The organism is Lysinibacillus sp. NPDC048646, assembly GCF_050272295.1.
Lineage (GTDB): Bacteria > Bacillota > Bacilli > Bacillales_A > Planococcaceae > Lysinibacillus.
Window position 1 is genome coordinate 26872 of record NZ_JBNNLZ010000008.1, and the last position, 26620, is coordinate 53491.

Genomic DNA, 26620 nt, shown 5'->3' on the forward strand with positions numbered 1-26620 from the left:
AACGCACTTTTCTTACAGTTCTTTCTTTTTATTAAAGCTTTGAGTTAAGCGATCGATAATAATCGCGAAAATCACGAGTCCTAAACCTGCAACGAAACCATTCCCAACCTGTGTACGTTGCAGTGCTGTTAATACTTCACGGCCGAGGCCAGGTGCACCAATCATTGAGGCGATAACGACCATTGAAAGTGATAGCATGACAGTTTGGTTAATACCTGCCATAATGGTTGATTTAGCTAGGGGGATTTCTACTTTAAATAGCTTTTGACTTGATGTACTACCATAGGAATCAGCAGCTTCGGCTAATTCTTTCGGTACTTGGCGAATCCCTAAATTCGTCATACGTACAGTTGGTGGTAAGGCAAAAATAACGGACGCAAATACGCCAGGTACGATGCCAATGCCGAAAAAGGCAACGGCAGGAATTAAATAAACGAAGCCAGGCATCGTTTGCATGAAATCAAGAATCGGTTTAATAATACTTTCCGCAACACTTGATTTGGACATGAGGATACCTAAAGGAATCCCGATGACTATTGAAATGATACTTGAAAACAGCACGAGTGTAGTGGTTTCCATCAGATGTGTCCATAGGCCTTGATTGTAAATAAATAGCAATCCTATTAAAGAAAATGTAGCAAGCCCATACTTTTTGCCAGTTACGAAAAACGCAAAAATGACAACAAGTAATATTAGAATAATGGCAGGAATGCCAATTAATAAATCAGTGACCTGACTCATGAGTAGTTTTCCGGTTTTTTGAATCGCACTAAAGAATACAGAAAAATTACTCGTCAACCAGTCCATAGCTGATTCTACCCAAGGGGCAAGCGGTAATGTTGGTATATTGTCTAAAAAATTATTCATGTACTTCGGCCTCCTCATTGAACGAAGAAAGTGCTTCAATGACTACGCCTCGGATGAGAACACCGAGTAAACGTTCATCTTTAACTACTGCAATTGGAGTAGGGGAATTATAAATCATGCCTAATATATCCTGTAAAAGCATGTCCGGGGGAACTGTTAAAATTTCTGACTGAACAATAGAATGTACGGTTTGTTCATGTCTTTTAGCAGCAGCTAGTGCATCGTCAGCGGTAATATAACCCTTTAACTTACGATTTTTATCTACAGCCATTAGTATACTAACAGTCTCTTCACGCATTCTTTTAAGCGCTACTGTAGGTCCATCAAGATCGACATTGACATATACAGGCCGAACCATAGCGTTTTCAGCAGTTAATACTTTAGAGCGATCGACATCTTCGACGAATGTACGGACATAATCATTTGCTGGATTCGTTAGAATTTCTTCACCCGTACCAATTTGAATAATGGAGCCGTCCTTCATAATGGCGATACGGTCACCAATGCGAAGTGCCTCATTCAAGTCATGGGTGATAAACAAGATTGTTTTTTTCAATGATTGTTGAAGATCAAGTAACTCATCTTGCATTTCTTTTCGAATAAGAGGATCAAGAGCAGAGAATGCCTCATCCATTAGTAATATTTCAGGATCATTTGCAAGTGCGCGGGCTAAACCAACACGTTGTTGCATTCCCCCAGATAATTGATTTGGATACTGGTCTTTATAGGCGAGTAAGCCTGCATTGGAAAGAGCTTGTTCTGCTTTAGTTTTACGCTCTTCTTTTGAGATGCCTCTAATTTCAAGACCGTATTCGGTATTTTGTAGTAGTGTACGGTGAGGAAATAAACCGAAGTTTTGGAATACCATGCTCATTTTATTACGTCGAACGGTTCGTAAAGCTTCTTTTCCCATTTTTGAAATGTTTTCTCCATCGATAAAAATATTTCCGCTTGTTGGTTCGATAAGACGATTCAGTAGTCGAATAAGTGTTGATTTCCCACTACCTGACAAGCCCATAATGACGAAAATTTCACCTTCATTCACAGTGAAACTGGCGTCATAAACCCCCACGGTTGCACCTGTTTCTTTTAAAATATCTGTCTTGCTCTTCTGTTGTTTGACGAGTTCTAATGCTTGAGGAATATGTTTTCCAAAAACCTTAGAAACATGTTCTATTTTTATTTTTTCCATAGAACCATTCCTTTCGTAAATTTATCTCACAATAACAAGCAGTAAGACACTCACCTTAAGAAGTAAAGTAGGTAGACGGTCATCTTCTGCTTATAAGTATGATAAAACGACACCACATGTATACGTGATCTTCATTCTGCTACATCATGAGATAAGAGAAAAACCTCCCTGATGGAAGTTAAAATTTATACTATTTGAGGATAATGATATCCAAAAATGAACAAGTAACAACTTAACATTAACAAAAGGTTGTTACTTTTGTCAAATCGACAAACAAGAAAAAAACCGCTTAAACGCTGTGATATCAGCGCTTAAGCGGTTTTTAATTTGGATATAAAAAGCTCTGCACACGAGCTAAGCTTTCGTCATTTCCGATAAAGTAAATAATATCGGCATCTTCAAATGAAAGATACGGTCCGGGTGATAGTAATAATTCGTTTCCGCGACGAATACCGACAATTGTGCCAGATGTGTTTTGCCAAAAATTTAATTCTTGCAGCGTTTGGTGAATGCATGGACTTTCTGCTGTCATTTCAATTTGATAAGGAATAAAAGGATTGACGGAGCGGAAATGTTCAGTTCGACTAATGAGTTGTTTTGTTTTTTCCTGTAAATTCAACAGTTCATTTTGTTGCTTATGAATACTCGTTAAAAGCTCGTTTTGGAGCTCGTGAACGGATTGAACATCATGGAATTGCCGGACAAATCGCGCTGCTTTTTCATATGATTTAATGAAGACACCACTGCCTTTGGAAGCTTCCACGATTTCTAAATCTTGTAATACAGCAATCGCTCTTCTTGCGGTTTCAGCTGATACATTATATTGGCTTGCAAGCGAAGATCTTGCGTATATTTTATCGCCTATTTGATATTTTTTTTCTACAATCTTTGATGCAAGGTCCACCGCGATTTGCTGGTATTTTGGCTGCTTCACCTGAACATTTTTTTCTAAGTTCATTCTAAACTTCCTTTCGTGTCATAACAACTTACCTCAGCTTATTATAGACTAGCCTGCACAGAAAAAATAGCATCTCCATAAGCTATTAGTATATGATTGAAACGTCTTCTAACAGTTTTCGGTTCATCGAAAGTTTTTTCATAGAATAGAAGCTGATGTTTGACAGTTTTCAGTTATTATTATAAACTAAGTTACGTTATGTAAGTAACGTGTAAATACAAGCGCTCAGTTAGCAAATTTGGCTAGCTGTTTACAATAGAAAGTTGGAGAAAATATGACAATTACTACTAAAGTTATGGATATAGTGAAAGACAAAATGACAATCGTAAAGCAATCTGAAACAGCTAATATTTGTTTAGTTGGTCCAGTGAAATTACCGATTAAACAAGGTGAATTTTCAGCAACATTTCAATGGTATAACTGGTTAAAAGTTGAGGCGAATCTATCAAAAGAAGAAATAATTGATGGTCTATCCACTGCAAATTTAGCATTTATGCAGCAATCATCAGTTCTTGTCTATGGTGATTTTGCGCATGCAGATGATGCTTTAATCCGCATGCATAGTATTTGCCATACGGGTGATATTTTTGGGAGCCAACGCTGTGACTGTGGCTATCAATTACATGAATCCATGAAAATGATTGTAGAGCATGGCTGCGGTGCAATTTTCTATTTAGCAGATCATGAAGGGCGTGGTATCGGTCTATTCTCAAAATCACTTGCTTATTTATTACAAGAGGAAGGATTAGATACGGTTGAAGCAAACCATGCACTTGGCTTCGCAGATGATACACGTTCTTATGAAGAGGCTATTTCTGTGTTGGCTGCACTTCGTTCGAAGCCTGTAACGCTTATTACAAATAATCCGAAGAAGCTGGCAGCATTACAGTCACACGGAGTAGCTGCAGAAGGACATGTCCCATTATGGGGTGGCTTAACAGAGACGAATAGCTTTTATTTAAATACCAAAGTAGCAAAATCTGGCCATATGCGTGAAACGAAGTAAGAGGAGGGTGCGAAGGATGACAGCAGATGAAAAATATATGCAATTAGCACTGGATTTAGCAGCGAGTGCAAGAGGCAATACAAATCCCAACCCACTTGTAGGGGCTGTCATTGTGAAAGATGGCGTCATTGTGGGAACGGGTTTACATCGAAAAGCGGGGGAGCCACATGCGGAAGTGCATGCTTTTCGTATGGCCGGAGAGCACGCAAAAGGCGCTACACTTTATGTCACGCTTGAGCCATGTTCACATTACGGTAAAACGCCTCCGTGTGCGAATTTAGTGAAAGAATCACAAGTGAGTCGTGTGGTTGTAGCGATGCAAGATCCAAATCCATCTGTAGCAGGTCGAGGCATTAAATTGCTACGTGATGCAGGTATTGAAGTAGAGGTTGGTGTCCTAGAAGACCAATCACGTCGTTTAAACGAACGTTTCATTCACAATATGCTGACAAAACGTCCGTTTGTGCTTTCAAAATATGCGATGACCTTGGATGGCAAAATTGCTGCACATACTGGCCATTCCAAATGGGTAACAGGTGAGGCTGCACGTGAGGATGTTCACCATATTCGTCATGAGGTAGATGGCATCTTAGTGGGGGTTGGCACAGTTATCGCTGATAACCCTTCCTTAACAACGAGACTAAAAGAAGGATACGGCAAAAACCCTGCACGTATTATTATGGATAGTACACTTCGAATACCAATGCATGCCAATGTACTAAATGTAGAAGAAGCAAAAACGATTGTTGTATGCAGTGAGGATGTTGAGCAAGAAAAAATCACAGCATTAGCAAATAAAGGTGTAACCGTCATACCAGTTCGTCGTGAGCGGGAAGGTCTTGTTATTGACGAAATGCTTGAAAAGCTTTACTTACTAGGCTTGACAGATATTTTAGTTGAGGGTGGAAGCGCTGTAAATGCTTCATTCTTACAAAGTGGTGCCATCAACAAATATGTCATTTACGTTGCGCCAAAGGTTTTAGGTGGTCGTCTATCACTAACGCCTATTGCGGGTCATAGTCCGACATCTATGGATGAGGCATGGGATGTGGAATTTGCTTCATTTGACAAAATAGGCCAAGATTTACGTATTATCGCTTACCCGAAGAAAGGTGAGGAAAAGTGAACTATCAAGCGGATGTTTGTATCGTAGGGGCTGGACCAAGTGGTGCATTGCTGTCGCATTTACTAGCGAAGAAGGGTCTTTCCGTGATACTACTGGAACAAAACGCAGCGCTCGGGCAGGCATTTCGCGGCGAGCATTTAAACGAAGAGGGCGAGGCAGTTTTAACAAGCCATCATCTTTTTAAAGCTGTCGAAGCTCTTGGCATCTTACGTATGAAAAAGTTAGAGTATTATGCAAATGGCAGCGCATTTAAAACGATTTTTCCAGATGAAGCTGTTGGTCATTTAGGTATTCATGTGCCACAAGCACATTTACTAAAGGGGATACTGCAAGAAACACAACAATTTCCACACTTCACTTGCTTATTAGATACGAAAGTGACAAAACTCATTACTAATCAGTCGGGACGTTATGTCGGTGTTGTGGCAACAAAGGATGGCGAAACAATTGAAATCGTGAGTCAGCTTATCATAGGAGCTGATGGGCGTTACTCTACCATTCGTAAGCAAGCACACATTGACATTCAGAAGCACAAACATGGCTTTGATTTGCTATGGGCAAAAATTCCTGCACCACAAGGGTGGGAGCCCTCCATTAAAATGGCGTTAATCGGGGATAAACAATTGTCACTTTTCACGCAGGTAGGGGGCTTTATTCAAATTGGCTGGAACATTGAGCAAGGTAGTTTTCCGCAGCTCAGAAAACAAGCGTTTACGCCGTTTGTTAAACAGCTTACTGAAGCGTTTCCTGAGTTAGCTGAAATAGTAACTCACCATATTCAATCGTGGCAAGATTTTGTCCTGCTCGATGTGTTTAGTAGTCATAGTGACTGCTGGGGAACAGACGGACTTGTGTTGTTAGGAGATGCGGTTCACACCATGACACCCACTGGAGCATTTGGCTTAAATAGTGCGCTAAAGGATGCAGATTGTCTTGCGTCGATGCTAACAAAAGCAACGATTGCACAATTTAACGTACAAGATTTTCAACAAATGCGAGAGCAAGCCATTGAGGAAGTACTGGCCAAGCAAATTGAAAAAGAACAAACCTTTGCATCAAACTTTGTAGATTGGGCCTCTTGAAAGGAAGAAAAAAAGATGAAATTTGGTTTTGATATAGATGATACACTCATTGATTTACGCGCATATGCTTTTTCGCTTTATAATAAAAAACTAGGGAAAAACATAACAATAGAAGCCTTTCAAGCATTGCAAAGAGTTGAAATTCATGAGCTTTTTGGGTTAACTGATTCACAAGGTTCTGCTATGTGGAATAATTCGTTAGAGGAAATTTATTTTACGAATTGTCCTATTTTTAAGGGAGCACTTGAAACGCTTCAAGCCTTAAATCAGCAGGGGCATGACATTTATTATATTACGTCACGTCCTAAGCAGTATTGTGCGCAATCGCAGCAATGGATGAAAGCACAGGGCTTCCCTATCAAAGAGGGGCACTTTTTCTGCGGTATGCAAGATACTGAGAAAGTTGCTATTATAAAAAAGTTAGCTTTAGATGTTTATGTAGATGATAAGCCAGCTGTGCTTGAAACACTTCAAGACGTAGAGACAAAAGTGATTCTAAAAAATCAATCCTACAATGAGCATGTGACATTGCCACGATTGCATCATTGGCACGAATTTGACAATATTATTAAAGCATAAAGAGGCTGGAACAAAAGAGAAAAAGTGTTAGATTGACTGATGTCGATCTAACACTTTTTTGCTGTAAGCGTTGATGTCCGCTACGGCGGACGCTTTCCGGGGGCGTGGCCTGAGCCTGTAGTCTCAGGCGTCACGCTAATCCCCCAGGAGTCGCCGCTTTCGCTACCATCAACTAGTGTTCTCTTCTAAATGTTCCTTCATTTTAGATAGCAAAAATTTAATAACGCCTTTGCTCCTCTTTCTTAAAATTTAAAGTGCTTTGTCCCATCCTTTTTTAATTCAGTTGCTTTTCAATTTCCACTGCGACGTGTTGAATGGTTTCAATTAATTGATATTCATCATAATCACTGTATCGTACTTCTGGGATAACCAGTGTCACCGAAGCTACGATATGATGAGAGGCATTTAAAATCGGTGCTGATACAGAACATGCCCCGCGTACACGCTCGCTACTACTTTTTGCAAAACGCTGAGATCGGATTTGCTGTAATTCCTCCAACAGCAGGTCTTTTGAAAGAATTGTCCTATCCGTGATGGGTTCAAGAGATATATGTTCTACATATTCTTCAACATTTGGCATAAATGCGAGCAATGTTTTAGATGATGCACCAGCATAAAGAGGCGAGGTATCTCCAACATACATTTTCGTTGATAGCGGATATGTTGAATCATAGTTTAAAATACAGCGTCTTTCCAATCCATCGATAATATTCATGGAAACACTTTCACCCATGTCTTCGTTTAGCTTTTTTAAAATGGGTTCTGCAACAATAATTAGACTAGATTCCTGTTTAACTAAGTTTCCTAAGTACAGCAGTGAGTGACCTAATTGGTAGCGTTTCGTACGCTCGTCTTTATGAAGAAATCCCTCGTACACAAAGGTAGAAACAAAACGTTGCAAACTGGAAATACTTATTCCAGTCTTTTTACTTAACTCTGTTAAAGAAAGATTTGGCTCTTCTTTCGTAAAAGCTTTTAACACTTTAATCGCTTTATGGAGCGACGACATTGTATAGTTTTTTTCGAATGTCTCCTGATTCATTTCATCACCTACTTATATAAAAATTACTTCTATTATAGCGTAATTTTATTTTGGTAGAGAGGACTTTTGGAACTCATTTGTATGTTCTCCAAGTGTCGGAGGCGCTAATTTATACTGAATGTTTAAACTTGAGAACTTTAACGGGTTTTTGACGAACTTCATTTTACCGTATTGTTCGTGCTCTATTTCACCAATCATGTCGCGTGCCATAAATTGCGGTTGTTCTAATGCTTCAGCAATCGTATTTACACGGCCACCTGGAATTTTGTATTGATGTAATAATACAATCCATTCATCGCGTGTTTTGGTCATGGTCATGTTAGTAATCATTTTAACAAGTTCAGTTTCATTTTGCTTCCTCATCGTATTTGTCATAAAGCGTGCATCTTTTGCCCATTCCTCGTGTTCCATCATAAGGCAAAATTTTTGAAACTGTCCATCTGTGCCAACACAAATCATGAGAGGACCATCCGCACAGTTAAATACTTGATAGGGCGCTACATTATTATGACGGTTACCTAGACGCTCCGAAGCAAAGCCTGTATTTAAAAAAGCACTTGCCACATTTGCTAAGCTACTCATTTGCACATCTAATAAAGCTAAATCAATAAATTGTCCTTCATCCGTTTGATCTCGCATCCGCAGAGCAGCTAGAATACTAATGACAACATACTGAGAAGTTAAAATATCCGCAATAGGGACACCGACTCTTGTTGCTTCACCTTCAGTTGAACCTGTCACATGCATTAACCCGCTCATTGCTTGAATAACCGGATCAAAGCCTGGTTCGTAAGCGAGGGGGCCTGTTTGACCGAAGCCAGTTACCGCACAATGTATTATCCTCGGATTCACTTTTTTAAGCTCCTCATAGCTTAGCCCCATTCGAGTCATATCTCCCGTTTTAAAATTTTCGAGTATGATATCTGCATCTTTGACAAGCTCTTTAAATTTCTCCCTACCTTCATTTGTTTTTAAATCCAATGTAATCGATTTTTTATTACGATTGGCACATAAATAATACGTGCTTTGATCATTCAAAAATGGGCCCCAGTCACGCATGCTATCTGAGTCGTTGGGATGTTCTACGCGAATTACTTCTGCTCCTAAATCTGCCAGCATCATCGAGCCTGCAGGAGCAGCATAGACACGTGACAAATCTAACACTCGAATATTTTCAAGAGGTTGCATCATTTTTCCTCCTATAACCATCATTGATCCCGTACTAACGGGCACGAAGACTCCTATTTCAAAACAAAGAGTAAGCAGGAAGTTTTATGTGAGAGATTAAGCATTCGTGAGTATCAGATAAAAGAACACATTTAAATTTCACCACATCATTCGTGCCTTAACTATTAATCAGTGGGGGATGGAGGACACTAAGAACGTTACGTCCTGTCATAAATGTCTGCACTAGCACGATTTGTGCGTCGCCCCTCACTGAATAAGTTCAATTATAAATAGGCTTGCGTTTTTCTACGACTGCACTTACACCTTCTTTAAAGTCATCGAGCTCTGTTACAATGGCCATCTGTGATGAAATGTAGTCAAGAGAAGTACGCAAATCCATCTTTTGACTTTGATATACTGCGCGTTTAATGAATTGTAAGGTAGTGGTTGGGCGACTCGCTAATTCTTTAGCATAATTTAATGTGTATTCCTCGAGCTCATGGTCTTCCACAACAAATGTTACAACACCTTTGTCTTTTGCTTCATCAGCAGTTAATATGCGAGCTGTCCAGAACATGTCCAATGCTTGGTCGAGGCCTATTAGTTTCGGTAAATAATAAGCGCCACCATCGCCTGGTACAATTGCTACGTTTATATAGCTTTCTGAAATCTTTGTTGATTTCGCGGTAATACGAATATCACACATTAAAGCCATATCCAGGCCTGCACCCATTGCGAAGCCATGAACTTGTGCAATGACGGGCTTATCAATTTCTTCAAGCAGAAGGGGAATCCGTTGAATCTTTTTCCAAAGCGAATTTTTGCGTGCTAAACCTGTAGAAGAGAGGTCTTCTTCACTTTGGAAAAATCCTGCCCCTGCTTGCATCGCTTTAATATCGCCTCCTGCACAAAATGATTTTCCGTTACCTTTCACGATTACGACACGAATATCATCCGAATCACGGACCTTTTCAAGTGCTTTAATCCACTCCGTAATCATTTCTTCGCTGAAGGCGTTATATGCTTCAGGTCGATTTAACGTAATCGTTGCAATATGATCGTTCACTTCAAATAGTAAATCAGCCATTAAAAATCACTCCTTCTATTGTCGTGGGTATTTTTGTTTCAGTTAAGTACGCCCATAAGCTATCACCACTATTTTCTAGTAGTTGTGTAGCAACAAAATCAGTCCAATACGAGATGTTAGTTCCTTCATCACGCCATGACCAAAGTCTACGCGTATATTGGTGCAGGCTATGTTCATGTGTCGTACCAATTGCAGCGTGCACTTGATGAGAAATGGTCGCTACGGTTTGAATGATTTCTTCAAAACGAATGCGTGCATAAGCCGTCTCATTATTTTGACAATGCGCAAGAAGGGCATCTGTTACATTATTAAATGCCGCTAAAGCGACAACGGTTTCACCTGCTAATTGTACGATATGCTGCTGAACGAGCTGGAAGCGGTGAATTGGACGTCCAAATTGCTCACGCTCTTTCGTATATTGAACCGTTAAGTCGTTAATTTTGTCGATAGCACCCGTCATCCGTGCTAATTGAAAGGCTGTTTCAAGTGTTTTCATAGTGCGAATATGATCAGGGGATAACACAACAGATACTTGTGAAATATCTAGGTTATTAAATTTCACTGTATCACGCGGTTCACTTGCTAAATTTGTACCTGGTGTAATTTCAGCTTGCTTTAAATCTACTTCTACTAGATGAATACCTTCTACGCTTTCCGCAAGTGTCACCAAGTATTTTGAATGACGCGCCCAAGGAATCTGACTCGCTTCACCTGTTAGTTTTCCGTTCACTAGCGTGTAGGCTTGATCAGCAGAGAGCATATACGTCGCCAAATCATCTTTCACCTGTAAGTTTGTCAATTCCAATAAATAATTTGCTAAAGTTGTTTCAGTAAATGGAATCGGAGCAGCATATTTCCCTGTTAATCGAACGATATTTAGTAGATCCTCTAAATCGCCCCCTGCACCGCCATTGTCTTCCGTAATGGCAACCGCTGTTATCCCGTTTTCTTTAAACATATTCCATACTTCAGGTGCCCATCTACCTTGTTCTATGGTATCGACCAAATCTTTATCTACATTTTCTTTTAGCATGCGTTCTACAACATCTACAATCATGTCTTTCATGTCACTCATTGTGCTACAACCCCTTTCGCCACCACACCGTATAGTACTTCTGAAGTTCCTCCGCGAATTGTAAAGCCTGGCGCATGTAAAATCGATTCCGCCATTAAGCGATCAATTTTACGTTGGGCGTCAAGTGTTGGATAGGTTTGCACTAATAAGCGTGTAATTTCAGGAATACTTTGTTCGAACTTCGTCCCAAGAGCTTTTACAAGGGCAGCAGGGATCGACACGTCATCACCTTCACCGGATTCTAATAGCTGTGCCACACCTATTGAAAGGTTTCGCAAGCTCCATAGACGTGCCACAACTTTAGATGCTTGTTTTAATCCTTCTCTATTGTTTTGACATTTCAGTTCTTGAATAAGTTCATCAAGGAGTGGGAAAGTGCTTAAAATACGTTCAGGGCCACTGCGCTCAAAAGCGAGCTCTGCTAATCCCTGAGCCCAGCCATTACCGATTGCCCCTACAACCATATTGTCAGGTACAAAGACATTTTCAAAGAACACTTCATTGTAATGATGTTCCCCTGTCAAAAACTTAATCGGTACAACGGTTATACCATCTGCATGTAAATCGACAATAAGTTGGCTCATTCCCGCATGTTTATTTTTTCCATCAAATGAACTCGTTCGCACTAAAGTGACCATATAATGACAAAGATGAGCGTTACTCGTCCAAATTTTTTGGCCATTTACAATCCAACCACCTTCTACTTTTTCAGCGCGTGTACTTACAGATGCTAAGTCAGAGCCACTATTTGGTTCGCTTAAACCAATCCCAAAGTAGCATTCCCCATTCACAATTTGTGGTAAGAAAAATTGACGTTGTTCTTCAGTCCCGTAACGTAAAAGCAAGGGACCAGTTTGACGATCGGCAAACCAATGCGCTGCAACAGGTGCACCGATAGCTAAAAACTCCTCGGTTAAAATGTAGCGATCGATTGTACTGCGTTCTTGACCGCCATATTTTTTTGGCCAAGTTATACCAATCCATCCTTTTTTCCCGATTAATTTTGAAAACTTAGGGTCATCACCGCTTAACCATGAGTCACACTTTGGTGTGAAGGTGCCATTTGCTAGTTCTTGCTGTAAAAACGCTCGAACTTCTAAACGAAATTGTTCCTGCTCTTCTGTAAATTGCACAGTTGGTAAATGAAACATTTTACGACTCCTCCTTTTACCGTATTGTAATAACTATTACATTATATGTGTATTTTATGGGGTGTTATGAGAATAAGTCAATTGTTTTTTAGAATAATTAGAAAATTCTATAATTATATTTTATTTATTTTGAAGAATATGATTTTTAGTGGAGGGGAAACAGTAACTGTTATTATGCAAGGGTAGAATTCTGAAGTTGAAATAAAATCCCTTTCAAAAACAACAGTGAAAAATATTCAATTTATGAAAAAATGGAAAATAACAGAATAAACATGTTACGATGTAGAAAATTCTGTTTTGGGGGTGTGTGGTATGCAAATGACTATCAAAACTTCGCAAAAGGTCACACAAGTATTATCTGCACAACTTGTGCAACATTTAGAAATACTGCAATATTCGGCTAATGAGCTAGAGCAATACATTTATGAAAAAGCCAATGAAAATCCACTGATAGTTGTAACTGACGCAGAAGCAAAAAGACAATATGAGGAAATCATGCAGTTAGCAAGCTGTTCCTTTAACACCTTTTCTTTGCCATATGATGTATCAAGAAATGACCAATTTAACATCATTGAGATGAAGCTTGCTGAAAAAGAAAGCTATGAGCAGTTTTTGCTCGAACAAGTGCCTATGCACAAAAACCTATCGTCTGTTGACTTGAGAATTTTAAAGTTTTTAATTCAATCCTTAGATGACCGTTTATTTTTAGATGTAGAGTTAGAGATTGTAGCTCAAAAATATAAAACAACCTTATCGCATGTAGAAGCAATATTGGATTTACTTCAAACTTTTGAGCCAGTTGGAGTAGGCGCACGAAGTTATAAAGAATACTTACTCATTCAATTGGACAACGACCAGTTTGCCCCTATAATAGCTTCACAATTTATAAGTTCAGATCTAGAGTTAGTAGCAGCGCAGGCGTTTAAACAGTTAAGCAAAAAATACAATATACCTCTGCAAGAAGTGAAAAAAGCCGTTCACTATATAAAAAAATTAAAGCCGATAATTGTAGGCGATAAATTGGAAACGATTCCATACGTCAATCCAGATATAGAAGTAAAGAAAATAGAGGAAGAATGGATTATCAAATTGAATCGGCACTATTTACCTTCCGTTTCGATTGATGAAAGCTACGTAACTTTACTCAAAAATGATCTGAATTATAAAACCTACTACCGGGATTCAATAAAAGACGCACTCGCGTTACTACAAGGAATTGAACAGCGAGATAAAACACTTTACGAATTAGCAAGATGGTTTGTTCAACTACAGGAGGATTTTTTTATAGACGGTCTAGAAGCAATAAAGCCTATGCGTTTAAAAGATGTAGCAGGAGTATTAGGTGTTCATGAGTCGACGATTAGTCGAGCTATTCGTGGGAAGTATATACAAGTTCCTCATGGCATTTATGCATTACAATCCTTGTTTACAAAAGGTCTCATGAATACTTCCGGAAAAATGGATTCTATTATGTATATTAAGAAACGGCTAAAACAACTTATTGAGAGAGAAGACAAACAAAACCCATTAGCTGATCAACAAATTACAAATATATTATGTACAGAAGGTATACAAATTTCCAGACGTACAGTGGCGAAGTATAGAGAGGAAATGAATATTATGAGCTCATTTAATCGAGCTTATGGATAATATGATGTAAATAAAATATCAATGATGCGATTTCGCATCAAAAATTCGGATTTACCATAGAATGTATTATCAAATTATCCTAATTTACTATTTTCACATCAAACACTCTAGAGATGTAGAATCGTTTCCTCATTTTTTATCTTCATTCAGCAAATGTTTTTTGTATCGAAAGCGTAGCGGCAGATACAGAAGACGCCCACCTCTGAAGGGTGAAATGAAAGCTGATGTGGTTCCTTTTCAGTGGATGTCCAAACACCCACTGAAATAGAGGAACTCATTCTAAGAACGCCACGTCCTGTGGCAATTTATCTGTGCGAAAGCGAAGCTTAGCTTATTTTTTGTGATAAGTAGATTTTGGCATCAAAATTGCTCATTAAACAGAAGACATTGGATTAGAGAGAAGGTGCTAGTAAATGTCTACATAAAAACACTAAGGGGTGGTTTAATGGGAACTTTGCAAAAATCACTAAGGACGCGGCATATTACGATGATTTCTATCGGTGGGGTAATTGGCACAGGGTTATTCGTTGGTACTGGAAAAAATATTTTAAGCACAGGTCCTGCAGCAGTTGTCTCTTACGCGATTGCATGTTTACTCATTGTCTTAGTCATGCAGATGGTTGGTGAAATGGCAGCTGGAGAAATAGTATTAGGAAAGAAATCTGGTGGTTCGGTAGAGTTAGGTTCATTTGCTTCATATGCAGGGAAGTATATTGGTCCATGGGCAGGCTTTACAGTTGGTTGGCTATATTGGGCAAGCTGGGTATTTATTGTAGGATTAGAAGCTGCGTTAATTGGAGGCATGTTGCATAACTGGTTTCCAGTTATACCGATTTGGGTGGGTAGTGTAGGTGTCACATTATTAATGACAATCATTAATATATATTCCGTAAAATCATTTGGGGAATTTGAATACTGGTTATCATTCATTAAAGTTACGGCTATAATCGTATTCTTAGTTGTTGGAACAGCGATGATATTCGGCATATGGCCCAATTATGAACCAAAGGGACTTGGCATTTTAATTGGTTACGGCGGCTTTGCACCAAATGGTATTGTACCGATTCTAACGGCGATCGTATTCGTGATTTTCTCCATATGTGGTGCTGAGGTTGCAGCTATCGCAGCGGCAGAGTCTGATAATCCTGCGAAAAATATTGTTCGTGCCATTCGAAATGTCGTATTCCGTTTAGGTTTATTTTTCGTGGGTTCAGTAGCAATTATGATTATGATTTTACCATGGAATGATTCAAAATTGTTGGCAGCGCCTTATGCAAATATTTTAACAATAGCTGGGCTTCCGATTGCTGCTCAAATTATTCAAGTGGTTATTTTCATTTCATTAATCTCTGTATTAAATTCAGCACTTTATACGAGTTCACGTATGTTACTTGAAATGGCGCGCCAAGGCAATGCGCCGAAAATTTTTTCGTACATTAAAAATCGTCGCGGCGCACCTGTACCAGCTATTATCGGTAGTACAGTTGTAGCGTATATTTGTGCGATGCTATACTTCATTTCTCCTGAAGTCATCTTCTATTTTTTAGGTAACTGCGTTGGGGGATTAATGATTGTTGTGTATATTTTCATAGCGATTTCGCAAATTCGATTTCGGCGTTATTATGATAATGTTTCAGGCGAGCGATTATCCATTAAAATGTGGTTATTTCCATATTTATCATATGTCACAATCGGTATTTTAACAGTTGTCTATTTATGCCAAATGATCATTGAATCTTTACGCCCTCAGTTCTACTTAAGCACATTAGTGTTGATTGGTTCTATTGTGCTGTTCTTTATTATGCGGAAAGTCTCTTCAAGACGACCAGTGGAACAAATAGAGGAAAAATTAATTTCAGAGTAGAATATTATCTTGAAGATGAAGAGGCTGGGACATAACTTTAAATTTTTAGAAAGAGGAGCAAAGGCGTTATTAAATTTTTGCTATCTAAAAATGAAGAAAAATTTAGACGTTCTTCCTTTTGGAATAAATAAAATTCAGAAGTGAGTACTAGTTGATGGTAGCGAGGCGGCGACTCCTGGGGGATTAGCGTGACGCCTGAGAGGCCACGCCCCCCGGAAAGCGTCCGCCGTAGCGGACATCAACACTTTTTCTCTTTTGTCCCAGCCTCTTCAAGTTTGGGGAGGATGTGGTCTATATGTCGATAACAGAACTTCATAATGCAGAACATTTTTTTATTATGAAAAACCATGAAGTGATTGTAAAAAGTGAAATTCAAATAGAGCTCCTTGAAAAAATACTAAAAGAATATTGTAAAGGAAAAGGTACATTTGAGGCAGAAGGTCATTTTGTGCATGTATTAGAAACATCGAATGGCAATTTATTTAATGTAAGGTCATTGAAGCAATTTAGCGACATTGATTTTATGAATCCTCTTTCAAATAAAGTATTAAATTCCATTTCAGATGGCATTACGATTTGTGACTGCAACGGCAAAATATTATTTCAAAATGATATTGATATTGAAATTGTCGGCATGAATCTAATGGGAAGATACGCAAAAGACGTAATAGACGAAGGGTTAATGAGTGATTCCATATCGATGAAAGTAATCGAATCAAAAGAAAAAGTAACCATTTTGCAAACGTTCATTAACGGAAAATGCTTTTTAGTTTCTGGTAAGCCAATTTTTGATGAAGACGGCGAGTTGCAATACGTTGTAGCAATTACACGTGATATGACACAGCTGAAATTGTTAGAACAAGAAGTAGAAAAATTAGAAGTTCAAAATGAAACTTTTAAAAATAAACTACAAGCCTTACATAATAAAGAATCAAGAAAAAGTAGTTTAATTACAGTGTCTCCCGCCATGATGCAAGTTGTAAAGCGTGTTATGAGGGTTGCAGAAGTAGATTCTACCGTGTTAATCGGAGGTGAATCGGGTGTTGGTAAAGAAGAAATCACAAAGCTCATTCACGCTTATAGTAGACGTAGCCATAAGCAAATATTAACGATTAACTGTAGTACCATACCTGAAACATTACTAGAATCGGAGCTTTTTGGCTATGAGGCAGGGTCATTTACAGGGGCAGTCAAAGGAGGGAAAGCTGGATTATTTGAAATTGCATCAGGGGGCACAGTTTTTTTAGATGAAATTGGTGAAATGCCTTTGCTGCTTCAGGCGAAATTATTGCGTGTGCTACAAGAATCTGAAGTTCAGCGTATTGGCAGTGGAAAGCCTATTCCTATTGATGTACGCATAATTGCAGCGACAAATCGAAAATTACAGGAAATGGTTAGGGAAGGCGGTTTCCGTGAGGATTTATATTATCGTTTAAACATCATCCCGATTGAAATTCCTCCTTTAAGGCATCGTCGCAAAGATATAATTCCGCTGGTCAATCATTTTTTAGCCTTAATTGGAGAAAAGTATGGTATCCATCGGACGATTGAGTCATCAGCTATGAAAATATTAGAGGGGTATGATTGGCCAGGGAATGTTCGGCAGCTCAAAAATATGGTGGAACGAATTTGTTTATTAGCAACCCAGCCGGAAATAACGGCAAACACTGTACAACAAGAGTTAGATAGTAACCTCATTATTGTGCGAGATACAGAAAATACAGCACAACAGCAAAATAGTCAAGGGAATGTTGCAACTACACCGTTTGCTGGCACATTAAAGGAGCAAGTAGCTGCGTTTGAAAAGCAAATGATTAAGCAAGCATTGTCTGAACATCCAAGCATACGACAAGCAGCAAAAGCACTCGGCTGCGATCAATCTACATTAGTACGGAAAATACAAAAATTTCAATTAACTCGTCATGTTTCCTATAAAGATTAACGATGCGTTTTTACATCAAATTTGTATTTATGCATAAAAGGTTGCAATACAACAACGATTCCTCATGTTGTATTGCAACGGTCATGAAAAAAACAACAATGATTTGCAATAAAATATAAAATCATCTATTGAAACATTTAGGGTGACAGAAGGGGCATTTTCAAAAAGAAAATTGCCTCTTTTTTTGGAGGTTGGCATGGGAATTGCTGTTATATAAGTGTATGAAAAAATAAGGGAAAAGAGGTTGGGATTTATGACAATTCAACTAAAAGAAGAGTTAAAGGCATTAGATCAGAAGCATTTCCTTCATCCAACTACGTCCATCGAACAACAACAAGCACAAGGACCTGCTGCCATTTTCACAGAAGGGAAAGGTATTTATTTGAAAGACATGGAAGGCAATACCTACATTGATGGGATGTCTTCTTTATGGAATGTAAATGTCGGGCATGGCCGTGAAGAAATTGCTGAAGTTGCGAAGGAACAAATGGCTACATTAGCATTTAGTTCTTGCTTTGCTACATTTAGTAATGAACCAGCCATTCGTTTAGCTTCTAAAATTGCTTCATTAGCGCCTGGGGATTTAAATACGGTATTTTTCACTTCAGGTGGTTCGGAATCGAACGATACAGCGATTAAATTAGCGCGCCATTACTGGTTATTAAAGGGGCAGCCAGAACGTCAAAAAATTATTTCACGTACCCTGTCGTACCATGGTGTCGCAATGGGTGCTACAAATGCGACAGGTTTACAAGCTTTCCGCGATTTTACGAACTCACATGCGCCTGATTTTCACTATGTATACAATCAGTCCGTGCGTCATTTACGCGAAATGATTGAAACACTAGGGCCCGAAACTGTTGCCGCATTTATTTCTGAGCCTGTACAAGGTGCCGGAGGCGTCAATATTCCGCAAAAAGATTACTTTAAAGAAGTGCGAAAAATTTGTGATGAGTACGGTATTTTATTCATTGCAGATGAAGTCATTACGGGCTTCGGTCGTACGGGTAAACTTTTTGGTATGGAGCATTATGGCGTAGTACCGGATATGATGTCATTTGCTAAAGGTGTTTCTAGCGGTTATGCGCAGCTTGGAGGTGTGGTGATTTCCGAAAAAATCCATCAAGATTATTGTGAACTTTCCAAAGGCACATTAATGCACGGATATACGTACAGCGGCCATGCACTGGCTTGTCAAGTTGGGCTTAAAAACATTGAAATACTTGAACGTGAAAAGCTTGTAGAAAACGCAGCACACATGGGTGAAGCGATGTTAGAAGGCTTCAAAGCACTTCAAGAAAAATATAGCTTTATCGGACGCGTTCGTACTATTGGATTACTTGGAGCAATTGAATTAGTAAAAAGCCGTGAGACCGGCGAGCTTTTCCAGTCGTATTTGAGCCCGATTTTCGTACAAGAAACAATGAAACGAGGATTAATCTTACGAACAGTTACGTACGATCAAGATACAGTTGTCTTCTCGCCACCCTTGATTTTATCGAAAGCAGAATTAGACGAAATGTTACGTATTTTAGATGAGACATTTGAATATGTACGTAAAACGATCGTTGAGAAAGAAGGGTAAGCGATGATTATTGGGATTCCAAAAGAAATAAAAAATAATGAAAATCGTGTAGGGATGACTCCAGGGGGAGTTTTTGATCTGCAAAAAAATGGTCATTTAGTAAAAGTAGAAAAGAGTGCCGGATTAGGCAGTGGATTTACAGACGAGGCGTATACAGAGGTAGGTGCGGAGATTGTCGCTACGGCGAAAGAAGCATGGGATGTAGACATGGTCATCAAAGTGAAAGAACCATTACCTCAAGAATATGAATACTTTAAGAAAGATTTAATCCTGTTTACTTATTTACATTTAGCAGCTGAACCTACTTTAACGAAACAGCTAGTTGAAAAAGAAGTCTTAGCGATTGCCTATGAGACGGTTCAGCTACAAAATGGTGCACTACCATTATTAACGCCAATGAGTGAAGTTGCAGGACGTATGGCTGTTCAGCTTGGCGCACATTTTCTAGAAAAGCATGAAGGTGGAAAAGGTGTGTTACTTGGAGGTGTTCCAGGTGTTTCACCTGCCAAAGTAGTGATTATTGGTGGAGGAATTGTCGGTACAAATGCAGCAAAAATGGCTGTTGGTGCCGGAGCAGATGTCACTATTTTAGATACGAATGTCGACAGATTACGCCAATTAGATGACCAATTTGCCGGACGTTTAAAAACAAGCATGTCCACCGCATTTAATATTTCAGCTGAAATTCATTCAGCTGATTTATTGATAGGAGCTGTCTTAATTCCTGGGGCACGTGCACCACGATTAGTTACCGAAAGCATGGTGCAAGAAATGCCAAAAGGTTCTGTTATTATCGATGTTGCAGTCGATCAAGGTGGTTCAATTGAAACGATTGATCGCATTACGACACATAGCGAACCAGTATATGAAAAGCATGGGGTATTACATTATGCGGTAGCAAATATCCCAGGAGCGGTAGCAAGAACTTCAACGATTGCGCTAACAAATGTGACGTTACCGTATGCATTACAAATTGCTAATAAAGGTTATGAAAAGGCCGTGATTGAAAACGCAGCATTAGCGAAAGGTGTGAATTCAATAAACGGTAGAATAACTTACGAAGCTGTAGCGAATGCCCATAACATTTTGTATACACCGTTAAACGATGTGTTACAAACAGTCGTAATTTAAGGAGGGAATTTATGACAACCATCATTCGAGAAATGCGAGAACAATTTAATCCAGCAAAACCGTCTGAATGCATTGGTCAAATTGAGCTTTTCACACTGGATGAAACGAAAGCAGTTGTTGCTGGGGCTCAGAAAGCATTTGAAGGTTGGAAAAATACATCATCAATCGCACGTGGTGAAATTTTACGCGTGACGGCAGACTTACTTGAGCAAAATAGCGAGAAAGTGGCAGAAATGGCTTCTCGTGAAATGGGTAAAACGAAAGGTGAAATGCTTGGTGAAGTGAAACGTGGTGCTTCTATTTTGCGGTATTTTGCACAAGAAGGAATGCGTGCAACAGGTGAAGTATTACCTTCTACCAGTGAAGCGAAAGTATTGTACACAAAACGTGTGCCGCTTGGTGTTGTGGCGGCTATTACACCGTGGAATTTCCCTGTGGCCATCCCTTTGTGGAAAATTGCCCCAGCATTAGTGTATGGTAATACAGTCGTTTGGAAGCCTTCTATTGAAGCGGCTTTAACAGGGAAGTTAATTGGAGAACTATTTGAACAGGCAGGTATGCCAAAAAACGTTTTAAATGTTGTGCAAGGGCGAGGTTCAAAAGTAGGGCAAGTTTTACTGGAAGCACCTGAAGTCAGAGCGATTACGTTCACGGGTTCGAATGGAGTGGGGCAAAGCATTTTAAACACAGCTGGCCCTACCAATAAAAAAATCCAACTAGAGCTTGGAGGGAAAAACGCTGCCATTATTTTAGCAGACGCCAATATTAATAGAGCAGCTAGATTGACGATCGAGGGTGCGATGAAACAAACAGGTCAACGTTGTACAGCAACTAGTCGAGTATATGTCGAGGAAGCTGTTTATGAAGAGATTTTAGAACATCTAATCATAGAAGCAAAAAAAATAGAAGTTGGTGTTACGATGGGTCCTGTTTCATCAAAAGGGCAATATGATGCTATTTTATCAGCGATTGAACAAGCAAAATCTGATGGTGCTGAACTTGTATTAGGTGGTTGTCCGACAAAAGACAAATCTGAAGGGTACTATATTGATCCAACGATTTTTACAAATGTAACACATAATATGGCGATTGCCCGCGAAGAAATTTTTGGTCCTGTTCTGGCAGTAATGAAGGTAAAAGATTATGAAGAAGCGATTCGATTATCGAACGATTCTGAGTTTGGATTGAGTGCTTCTATTTATACAAATAATATTCAAAAAGCATTTGATTTTATTGAGCGTAGTGAGGTTGGGCTTGTTCAAGTAAATGATGAAACTGGGGGAGCAGAGCCTCAAGCACCATTCGGAGGAATGAAAAACTCAAGTACAGGCGCCCGTGAGCAAGGGCAAGCTGCGAAAGAGTTTTTTACAGTATTTAAGACGATTACTATAGGTACACAAAGTATATAAAGAGCTTAAAGATTTGTGTAAATATTACTGTATAGCATGCACGTGAAAATGTAAGGGCTATCACTTAAAGAAACTTAAGGTTGCTACGGAAGTTAGTAGTCTTAAATACGATATTTCTGATAATTTAATAGATTGTCATGCGTCATTTAATTACTTCTCGGTGTCATTAACGTCCGGATTTTGAATTGTGCTATTTGTAGGAAGTACACCTAAAACCGTCACTTCCTGTGACAACGGTTAACTGACCTGCATCGGTAAAAACGCCACGTCCTATGGCATTACCGAAATGACCGACATCGTGCGGGCCCTCGTGCAGGCCTCCTTTCATAATCCGTGACATCCGCCGGAAGCTTAACTTTATTCAGCAGGAGTTGATATTACCCGCTGAATAGTAAAACCTTTAGCATTCATCCCCACCTTGAGAAGAAGGGGATTTCTGTACCTGTCGCAGTGCTTTCGCGCAAAAAACATCTGCCGCTGTCGCTGTGCTTTCGCGCAAAAAACATCTGCTGAATGAAGTTGAAACTATAAAATGAAAGAAGGTATTCTATGGCACAAACTCGCTTAGCAATTGATGTCGGTGGTACGTTTACTGACGTATTTGTCTTTAATGAAGAAACAGGAGAAGTATTTGTTACGAAAACATCGTCTACACCATCGAACCCAGAGCAGGGAATATTACATGGGGTTGAGAAGGCGAAACTGAATGGAAAAGATATTAAGATTTTTTCTCATGGGACAACGGTTGGAACAAATGCATTAATTGAACGGAAACTGCCCAAAACAGCACTCATCACGACAAAAGGCTTCCGAGATGTAACCGAAATTCGTCGTGGTACGAAGGAAGATATTTGGGATACGTATAAAGATACTGCAAAACCTTATATTCAGCGGCGTGATCGATTTGAAGTAGCAGAACGTATCGATTATGAAGGAAATATTATTGAAGCTATTCAAGAAGAAGAAATTCGCGCACTAGCAAAGAAATTAAAACGTCGTGGGACAGAATCTATTGCTGTTTGTTTCCTCAATTCGTATGTAAATGGCGAAAATGAAGCAATAGTCAAAGGGATTTTGAAAGAGGAGCTACCAGATGTATATGTATGTATTTCAAGCGAGGTGCTGCCAGAAATTTTCGAGCATGAACGAATGAGTACAACGATTATTAATGCAGTTCTTGGTCCAATTATGAGTAATTATATTAGCAAATTGAGCGATGAAATGCAGAAAAAAGGCTATGAAGAGGAAATTTTAGTTTTACATTCTGGTGGTGGCGTCATGACTTCTAGTACAGTCCCTCGCTATGCTGCCAGGTTAGCGAGTTCGGGAATAGCTGCTGGAGCAATTGCTAGTAAACATATTGCTAAATTATGTGGATTTGAAAATGCAATTGGCTTGGATATGGGCGGTACGAGTACCGATATTTCACTCATGTATGAAGGGGATATTCGTATAACGAAGGATTGGTCGATTGAATATGGTTATCCAATCGGATTCCCAAGTATAGAAATTTTAACGATTGGTGCAGGTGGTGGCAGCTTAGCTTGGAAAGATGAAGGTGGCTCCTTACGTAATGGTCCGCAAAGTGCAGGTGCCTTACCAGGTCCAGCGTGTTATGGTCAGGGTGGCACAGAGCCAACAAACTCGGATGCTAATTTAGTTTTAGGGCGACTAGGTGAAAATTTGTTAGATGGTACGATGCAATTAGATAAAGATGCAGCAGTTCAGGCTATAAGAAAAGTTGCAGATGCATTTGATCAGTCCATTGAAGAAGCTGCAAGTGCCATAATAGAAGTTGCCAATGCCAATATGAGTGATGCAGTTCGGTTAATTTCTGTGCGTCGAGGCTACGATCCGCGTGATTTCGCTCTTGTAGCCTTTGGTGGTGCAGGGCCTTTACATGGTGCATATTTAGCCAAAGATTTGAACATCCCTAAAGTCATTATTCCTACTCATCCAGGAGTAGCAGCTGCAATGGGATGTTTACTTGTTGATGTACGACATGATATTTCCAAAACTTATGTGAAAAAAGTTAACGATGTATCTGCTGAGGAACTGACAAGTCAATTTGTTGAGCTACGGAAAGAGGCGGAAATACTCTTAGAAGAAGAAGGGATTTCAGATGATACTTCTACATTGATGAATTACGTGGATCTTCGTTATAAGGGACAGTGGCGATCATTAGCTGTTGCAATTTCAGATCAAATAACATCGCTGGAAGATGTATTAGCAGCTTTCCATCGGGAGCATGAACGAGAATTTGCTTTTTCTGATAAGGAACAGGCTGTAGAAATTTATGGATTGCGTGTGACAGCAATTGGAACAGTGCCTAAGCCTAATTTCCCGCAATATGTACCTGAAGGTTCGCTGGAAGATGCTTATAAAGAAACACGTCCCGTTTATTTTGGTGGTCAATATGTTGAAACGATAGTATATAATCGTGACAAGATTCCGGTTCACACACAATTAATTGGTCCGGCAATTGTTGACCAATTAGATACAACAACGGTTATTCCACCAGGGTTTACAGCTAAGGTAGATGCTTATAAAAATATCATTATTACGGTGAACTAATACATGATAAGGGGGGAGTAATCTATGAGTACAACGAAGTTAGTAGTCAATAGAAATGTACAAAATCTAGATCCTGTAACATTTGAAGTTTTAAAAAACGGCTTTGTGAATTTGGTCGATCAAATGGCCGAGCAAATGTTACGTACATGTTATTCGTTTGTTATTTATAACCGAGATTTTAGCTGTGCGTTATGTGATGCGGAGGGAAATACTGTCATGCAAGGAACGCAAGATATTTCCGTTCATGTTGGGACATTGCATTTAACTGCGAAAGCTGTGTTAGAGGATTTTGCAGATGATATTCATCCAGGCGATGTATTTTTAATAAACGATCCATATCGTGGTGGGACACATTTTAGTGACATTCGCGTTATTCTTCCTGTATTCCATGAAGAGAAGCTAATTGCGCTTATGCAAACAAATGGACACTGGGCGGATGTCGGCGGTTCTAACCCAGGATCCTTTGATATTACGGCAAAAGAACATTACGGGGAAGGGTTGCGTATTCCACCTGTACGTATTTATAGTAAAGGTCAATATTTAACAGATGTCGTGAATATCATTGTGATGAATATGCGTATTTCACAAGAACGTATTGGGGACTTACGTTCACAAGTAGAAGCAGCCAAAGTTGGTGAAAAGCAACTAAAAGAGATGATTGAGAAGTATGGTATGGATACAGTGTTATTAGCTTTCGACGAAGTACAAAATTACGTAGAACGTTTAACGAGAGCGAAAATTAAGACATTGCCGCAGGGACAATGGGAAACAGTAGATTATATTGACATGGACCCGCAAATAGGCGATGGTTTGATTCCAATTCGTGTGAAAATGACCATTACAGAGGATGAAATCTTATATGATTTAAGTGGTTCTCATCCTGCTATTAGTTGTTTTTTAAATGCCGGATTCGGTTCAGCACTTTCGGGAACTTATGCAGGGACAAAAACTTTCTTTCCAGAAATCCCATTGAACTCAGGATTCTATCGTGTCGTGAAAATTTATCTTCCAGAAAACTCTGTTGTCAATGCTCCTAGTCCGGTAGCTGTATCAGGCTATTGCTCAGGCTCTTTTGAAAAGATTATGAATGCGTGCTTTGAGTTATGGTCGAACATTATGCCTGAGCGTGCCATTGCATGTTCGTTTAACTTAGAGTACTTACTAATTGGGGGCTACGATCAACGACAAAATAGCAGTGGGTACTTTATGTGGTATGACTGGATGGCAGGGGGGCACGGCGGTCGTATTGATCGTGATGGTGCGAACGCTACTTCACCGGTGTTCGGGGTAGGATTGAGTGTCCAGCCATGTGAAGGTCAAGAACGTTTGTCGCCAGTCATTACGACGAAGCATGAAATCATTACAGATTCTGCAGGTCCTGGTAAATATCGTGGTGGCTGTGGTGTTGAAAAGGGAGGCCTTTTAACAGACGTAGACCAGACAGTTATGTCCTATTGCTGTGATCGCTCTCGTTCCATTACTTGGGGAATCATGGGCGGGTTACCCTCTATTGCACAAGGGGCTATTTTGAATCCAAATCAAGAGGGAGAGAAGTTTTTAGGCACGATTTTCTCAAATATTGAAGTGAAAAAGGGAGATTCCTTTACACGTCCTTCAGCAGGAGGGGGCGGTTTAGGCGATCCATTAGAGCGTGATATAAACGCTGTTTTAGAGGATGTAATAGATGAATATGTTTCGCTTGAACGTGCGAAGCTTGATTATGGCGTAGTTATCCATGAAATCGATCGCGATATCGATGCATTTGAAATTGATGTTGCTGCTACAGTAAGCGAACGTGATTATATTCGCAAAAATCGTTATCAATGGTTAGAAACAGATCTATTGGAAGTGGAGCAACTGTACAATACAGGCGAAATTAATCAAATGGATGTTGTACGCCGCTATGGTGTTATCATGGATTACAAAACGAATAAAGCATTGCCAATCTCAACGAAGCAATACAGAGAATCGATGAGAAAGCGCTCTTTAGCTTATTGGTCGTAGTCAGAGAAATAGCATGGAAAAAGTGTCCATCTGTCAAGAGATGAACACTTTTTTAGATTCAATAAATTGAGCTAAAACAGCAAGGTTCATCAATTACCATAGCTAAAAAATCAAAAAAGATGTAAGTAT

The 26620-nt window shown here is 39.4% G+C and carries 20 protein-coding genes; 12 read left to right on the top strand and 8 right to left on the bottom strand.

Features of this window, described 5'->3' with window-relative positions:
• Positions 1-12 precede the first annotated feature (12 nt).
• The 3 genes from ACQKII_RS10945 to ACQKII_RS10955 all read right to left on the bottom strand — a co-directional run bounded on the left by ACQKII_RS10945 (position 13) and on the right by ACQKII_RS10955 (position 3017).
• Positions 13-867: an ABC transporter permease gene (locus ACQKII_RS10945; RefSeq protein ID WP_427459117.1), complete on the bottom strand. Its 855-nt coding sequence runs from the start codon at positions 865-867 to the stop codon at positions 13-15.
• Complete coding sequence (locus ACQKII_RS10950; protein WP_427459119.1) at positions 860-2059, bottom strand: quaternary amine ABC transporter ATP-binding protein; 1200 nt, start codon at positions 2057-2059, stop codon at positions 860-862. Before ACQKII_RS10950 ends, ACQKII_RS10945 begins: the two co-directional genes overlap by 8 nt.
• Before the next feature lie 322 nt (positions 2060-2381).
• Positions 2382-3017, bottom strand: a complete 636-nt coding sequence (locus ACQKII_RS10955) for a TrkA C-terminal domain-containing protein (RefSeq protein WP_427459121.1) — start codon at positions 3015-3017, stop codon at positions 2382-2384.
• Between the two features lie 274 nt (positions 3018-3291).
• Between ACQKII_RS10955 and ACQKII_RS10960 the strand changes: the two genes are divergently transcribed.
• The 4 genes from ACQKII_RS10960 to ACQKII_RS10975 are packed head-to-tail and all read left to right on the top strand — an operon-like array spanning position 3292 to position 6810.
• The gene (locus ACQKII_RS10960) at positions 3292-4023 is read left to right on the top strand and encodes a GTP cyclohydrolase II (protein WP_427459123.1); all 732 of its coding nucleotides are present in this window, start codon (positions 3292-3294) and stop codon (positions 4021-4023) included.
• A gap of 16 nt (positions 4024-4039) precedes the next feature.
• Entirely contained in the window at positions 4040-5149 is a 1110-nt protein-coding gene (ribD, locus tag ACQKII_RS10965; RefSeq protein WP_427459125.1) for a bifunctional diaminohydroxyphosphoribosylaminopyrimidine deaminase/5-amino-6-(5-phosphoribosylamino)uracil reductase RibD, read from the top strand.
• Entirely contained in the window at positions 5146-6231 is a 1086-nt protein-coding gene (locus ACQKII_RS10970; protein WP_427459127.1) for an FAD-dependent monooxygenase, read from the top strand. Before ribD ends, ACQKII_RS10970 begins: the two co-directional genes overlap by 4 nt.
• 15 nt (positions 6232-6246) lie before the next feature.
• A complete protein-coding gene (locus ACQKII_RS10975; RefSeq protein ID WP_427459129.1) occupies positions 6247-6810 on the top strand; it encodes a 5' nucleotidase, NT5C type in 564 nt (187 codons plus the stop codon).
• A gap of 274 nt (positions 6811-7084) precedes the next feature.
• Here ACQKII_RS10975 and ACQKII_RS10980 read toward each other — a convergent pair whose 3' ends face one another.
• The 5 genes from ACQKII_RS10980 to ACQKII_RS11000 form a co-directional block, all read right to left on the bottom strand.
• Positions 7085-7852 (bottom strand): IclR family transcriptional regulator, encoded by a 768-nt coding sequence (locus ACQKII_RS10980; RefSeq protein ID WP_427459131.1) that lies wholly within the window; start codon positions 7850-7852, stop codon positions 7085-7087.
• 45 nt (positions 7853-7897) lie between these two features.
• Positions 7898-9040, bottom strand: a complete 1143-nt coding sequence (locus ACQKII_RS10985; protein ID WP_427459133.1) for a CaiB/BaiF CoA transferase family protein — start codon at positions 9038-9040, stop codon at positions 7898-7900.
• Between the two features lie 259 nt (positions 9041-9299).
• A complete protein-coding gene (locus tag ACQKII_RS10990; RefSeq protein ID WP_427459135.1) occupies positions 9300-10106 on the bottom strand; it encodes an enoyl-CoA hydratase/isomerase family protein in 807 nt (268 codons plus the stop codon).
• Entirely contained in the window at positions 10099-11181 is a 1083-nt protein-coding gene (locus tag ACQKII_RS10995) for an acyl-CoA dehydrogenase family protein (RefSeq protein ID WP_427459137.1), read from the bottom strand. The genes ACQKII_RS10990 and ACQKII_RS10995 overlap by 8 nt, the downstream gene beginning before the upstream one ends.
• Positions 11178-12332 carry an acyl-CoA dehydrogenase family protein gene (locus ACQKII_RS11000; protein WP_427459139.1) on the bottom strand — a complete coding sequence of 385 codons (1155 nt, stop codon included), beginning with the start codon at positions 12330-12332 and terminating at the stop codon, positions 11178-11180. The genes ACQKII_RS10995 and ACQKII_RS11000 overlap by 4 nt, the downstream gene beginning before the upstream one ends.
• Positions 12333-12644: 312 nt before the next feature.
• On the opposite strand from ACQKII_RS11000, the gene rpoN reads away from it, so the two are divergent.
• From rpoN to ACQKII_RS11040, 8 genes are all read left to right on the top strand, one after another.
• Positions 12645-13982 carry an RNA polymerase factor sigma-54 gene (rpoN, locus tag ACQKII_RS11005; RefSeq protein WP_427459141.1) on the top strand — a complete coding sequence of 446 codons (1338 nt, stop codon included), beginning with the start codon at positions 12645-12647 and terminating at the stop codon, positions 13980-13982.
• A 445-nt stretch (positions 13983-14427) separates the two neighbouring features.
• The gene (locus tag ACQKII_RS11010) at positions 14428-15846 is read left to right on the top strand and encodes an amino acid permease (protein ID WP_427459143.1); all 1419 of its coding nucleotides are present in this window, start codon (positions 14428-14430) and stop codon (positions 15844-15846) included.
• A 295-nt stretch (positions 15847-16141) separates the two neighbouring features.
• On the top strand, positions 16142-17788 hold the full coding sequence (locus tag ACQKII_RS11015) for a sigma-54 interaction domain-containing protein (RefSeq protein WP_427459145.1): 1647 nt from the start codon (positions 16142-16144) through the stop codon (positions 17786-17788).
• 253 nt (positions 17789-18041) lie between these two features.
• Entirely contained in the window at positions 18042-19373 is a 1332-nt protein-coding gene (locus ACQKII_RS11020) for an aspartate aminotransferase family protein (RefSeq protein ID WP_427459147.1), read from the top strand.
• A gap of 3 nt (positions 19374-19376) precedes the next feature.
• Positions 19377-20504 (top strand): alanine dehydrogenase, encoded by a 1128-nt coding sequence (ald, locus tag ACQKII_RS11025; protein WP_427459149.1) that lies wholly within the window; start codon positions 19377-19379, stop codon positions 20502-20504.
• Positions 20505-20515: 11 nt separating this feature from the next.
• Entirely contained in the window at positions 20516-21913 is a 1398-nt protein-coding gene (locus tag ACQKII_RS11030; protein ID WP_427459151.1) for an aldehyde dehydrogenase family protein, read from the top strand.
• A gap of 549 nt (positions 21914-22462) precedes the next feature.
• On the top strand, positions 22463-24487 hold the full coding sequence (locus ACQKII_RS11035) for a hydantoinase/oxoprolinase family protein (protein ID WP_427459153.1): 2025 nt from the start codon (positions 22463-22465) through the stop codon (positions 24485-24487).
• Between the two features lie 24 nt (positions 24488-24511).
• Entirely contained in the window at positions 24512-26491 is a 1980-nt protein-coding gene (locus ACQKII_RS11040) for a hydantoinase B/oxoprolinase family protein (RefSeq protein WP_427459155.1), read from the top strand.
• Positions 26492-26620 lie beyond the last annotated feature (129 nt).

Excerpts from the sequence above, each read along its gene's own strand:
- ACQKII_RS10945 (WP_427459117.1), bottom strand. The coding sequence starts at position 867 with ATGAATAATTTTTTAGACAATATACCAACATTACCGCTTGCCCCTTGG.
- ACQKII_RS10950 (WP_427459119.1), bottom strand. The coding sequence starts at position 2,059 with ATGGAAAAAATAAAAATAGAACATGTTTCTAAGGTTTTTGGAAAACAT.
- ACQKII_RS10955 (WP_427459121.1), bottom strand. The coding sequence starts at position 3,017 with ATGAACTTAGAAAAAAATGTTCAGGTGAAGCAGCCAAAATACCAGCAA.
- ACQKII_RS10960 (WP_427459123.1), top strand. The coding sequence starts at position 3,292 with ATGACAATTACTACTAAAGTTATGGATATAGTGAAAGACAAAATGACA.
- ribD (WP_427459125.1), top strand. The coding sequence starts at position 4,040 with ATGACAGCAGATGAAAAATATATGCAATTAGCACTGGATTTAGCAGCG.
- ACQKII_RS10975 (WP_427459129.1), top strand. The coding sequence starts at position 6,247 with ATGAAATTTGGTTTTGATATAGATGATACACTCATTGATTTACGCGCA.
- ACQKII_RS10980 (WP_427459131.1), bottom strand. The coding sequence starts at position 7,852 with ATGAATCAGGAGACATTCGAAAAAAACTATACAATGTCGTCGCTCCAT.
- ACQKII_RS10985 (WP_427459133.1), bottom strand. The coding sequence starts at position 9,040 with ATGCAACCTCTTGAAAATATTCGAGTGTTAGATTTGTCACGTGTCTAT.
- ACQKII_RS10990 (WP_427459135.1), bottom strand. The coding sequence starts at position 10,106 with ATGGCTGATTTACTATTTGAAGTGAACGATCATATTGCAACGATTACG.
- ACQKII_RS10995 (WP_427459137.1), bottom strand. The coding sequence starts at position 11,181 with ATGAGTGACATGAAAGACATGATTGTAGATGTTGTAGAACGCATGCTA.
- ACQKII_RS11000 (WP_427459139.1), bottom strand. The coding sequence starts at position 12,332 with ATGTTTCATTTACCAACTGTGCAATTTACAGAAGAGCAGGAACAATTT.
- rpoN (WP_427459141.1), top strand. The coding sequence starts at position 12,645 with ATGCAAATGACTATCAAAACTTCGCAAAAGGTCACACAAGTATTATCT.
- ACQKII_RS11010 (WP_427459143.1), top strand. The coding sequence starts at position 14,428 with ATGGGAACTTTGCAAAAATCACTAAGGACGCGGCATATTACGATGATT.
- ACQKII_RS11015 (WP_427459145.1), top strand. The coding sequence starts at position 16,142 with ATGTCGATAACAGAACTTCATAATGCAGAACATTTTTTTATTATGAAA.
- ACQKII_RS11020 (WP_427459147.1), top strand. The coding sequence starts at position 18,042 with ATGACAATTCAACTAAAAGAAGAGTTAAAGGCATTAGATCAGAAGCAT.
- ald (WP_427459149.1), top strand. The coding sequence starts at position 19,377 with ATGATTATTGGGATTCCAAAAGAAATAAAAAATAATGAAAATCGTGTA.
- ACQKII_RS11030 (WP_427459151.1), top strand. The coding sequence starts at position 20,516 with ATGACAACCATCATTCGAGAAATGCGAGAACAATTTAATCCAGCAAAA.
- ACQKII_RS11035 (WP_427459153.1), top strand. The coding sequence starts at position 22,463 with ATGGCACAAACTCGCTTAGCAATTGATGTCGGTGGTACGTTTACTGAC.
- ACQKII_RS11040 (WP_427459155.1), top strand. The coding sequence starts at position 24,512 with ATGAGTACAACGAAGTTAGTAGTCAATAGAAATGTACAAAATCTAGAT.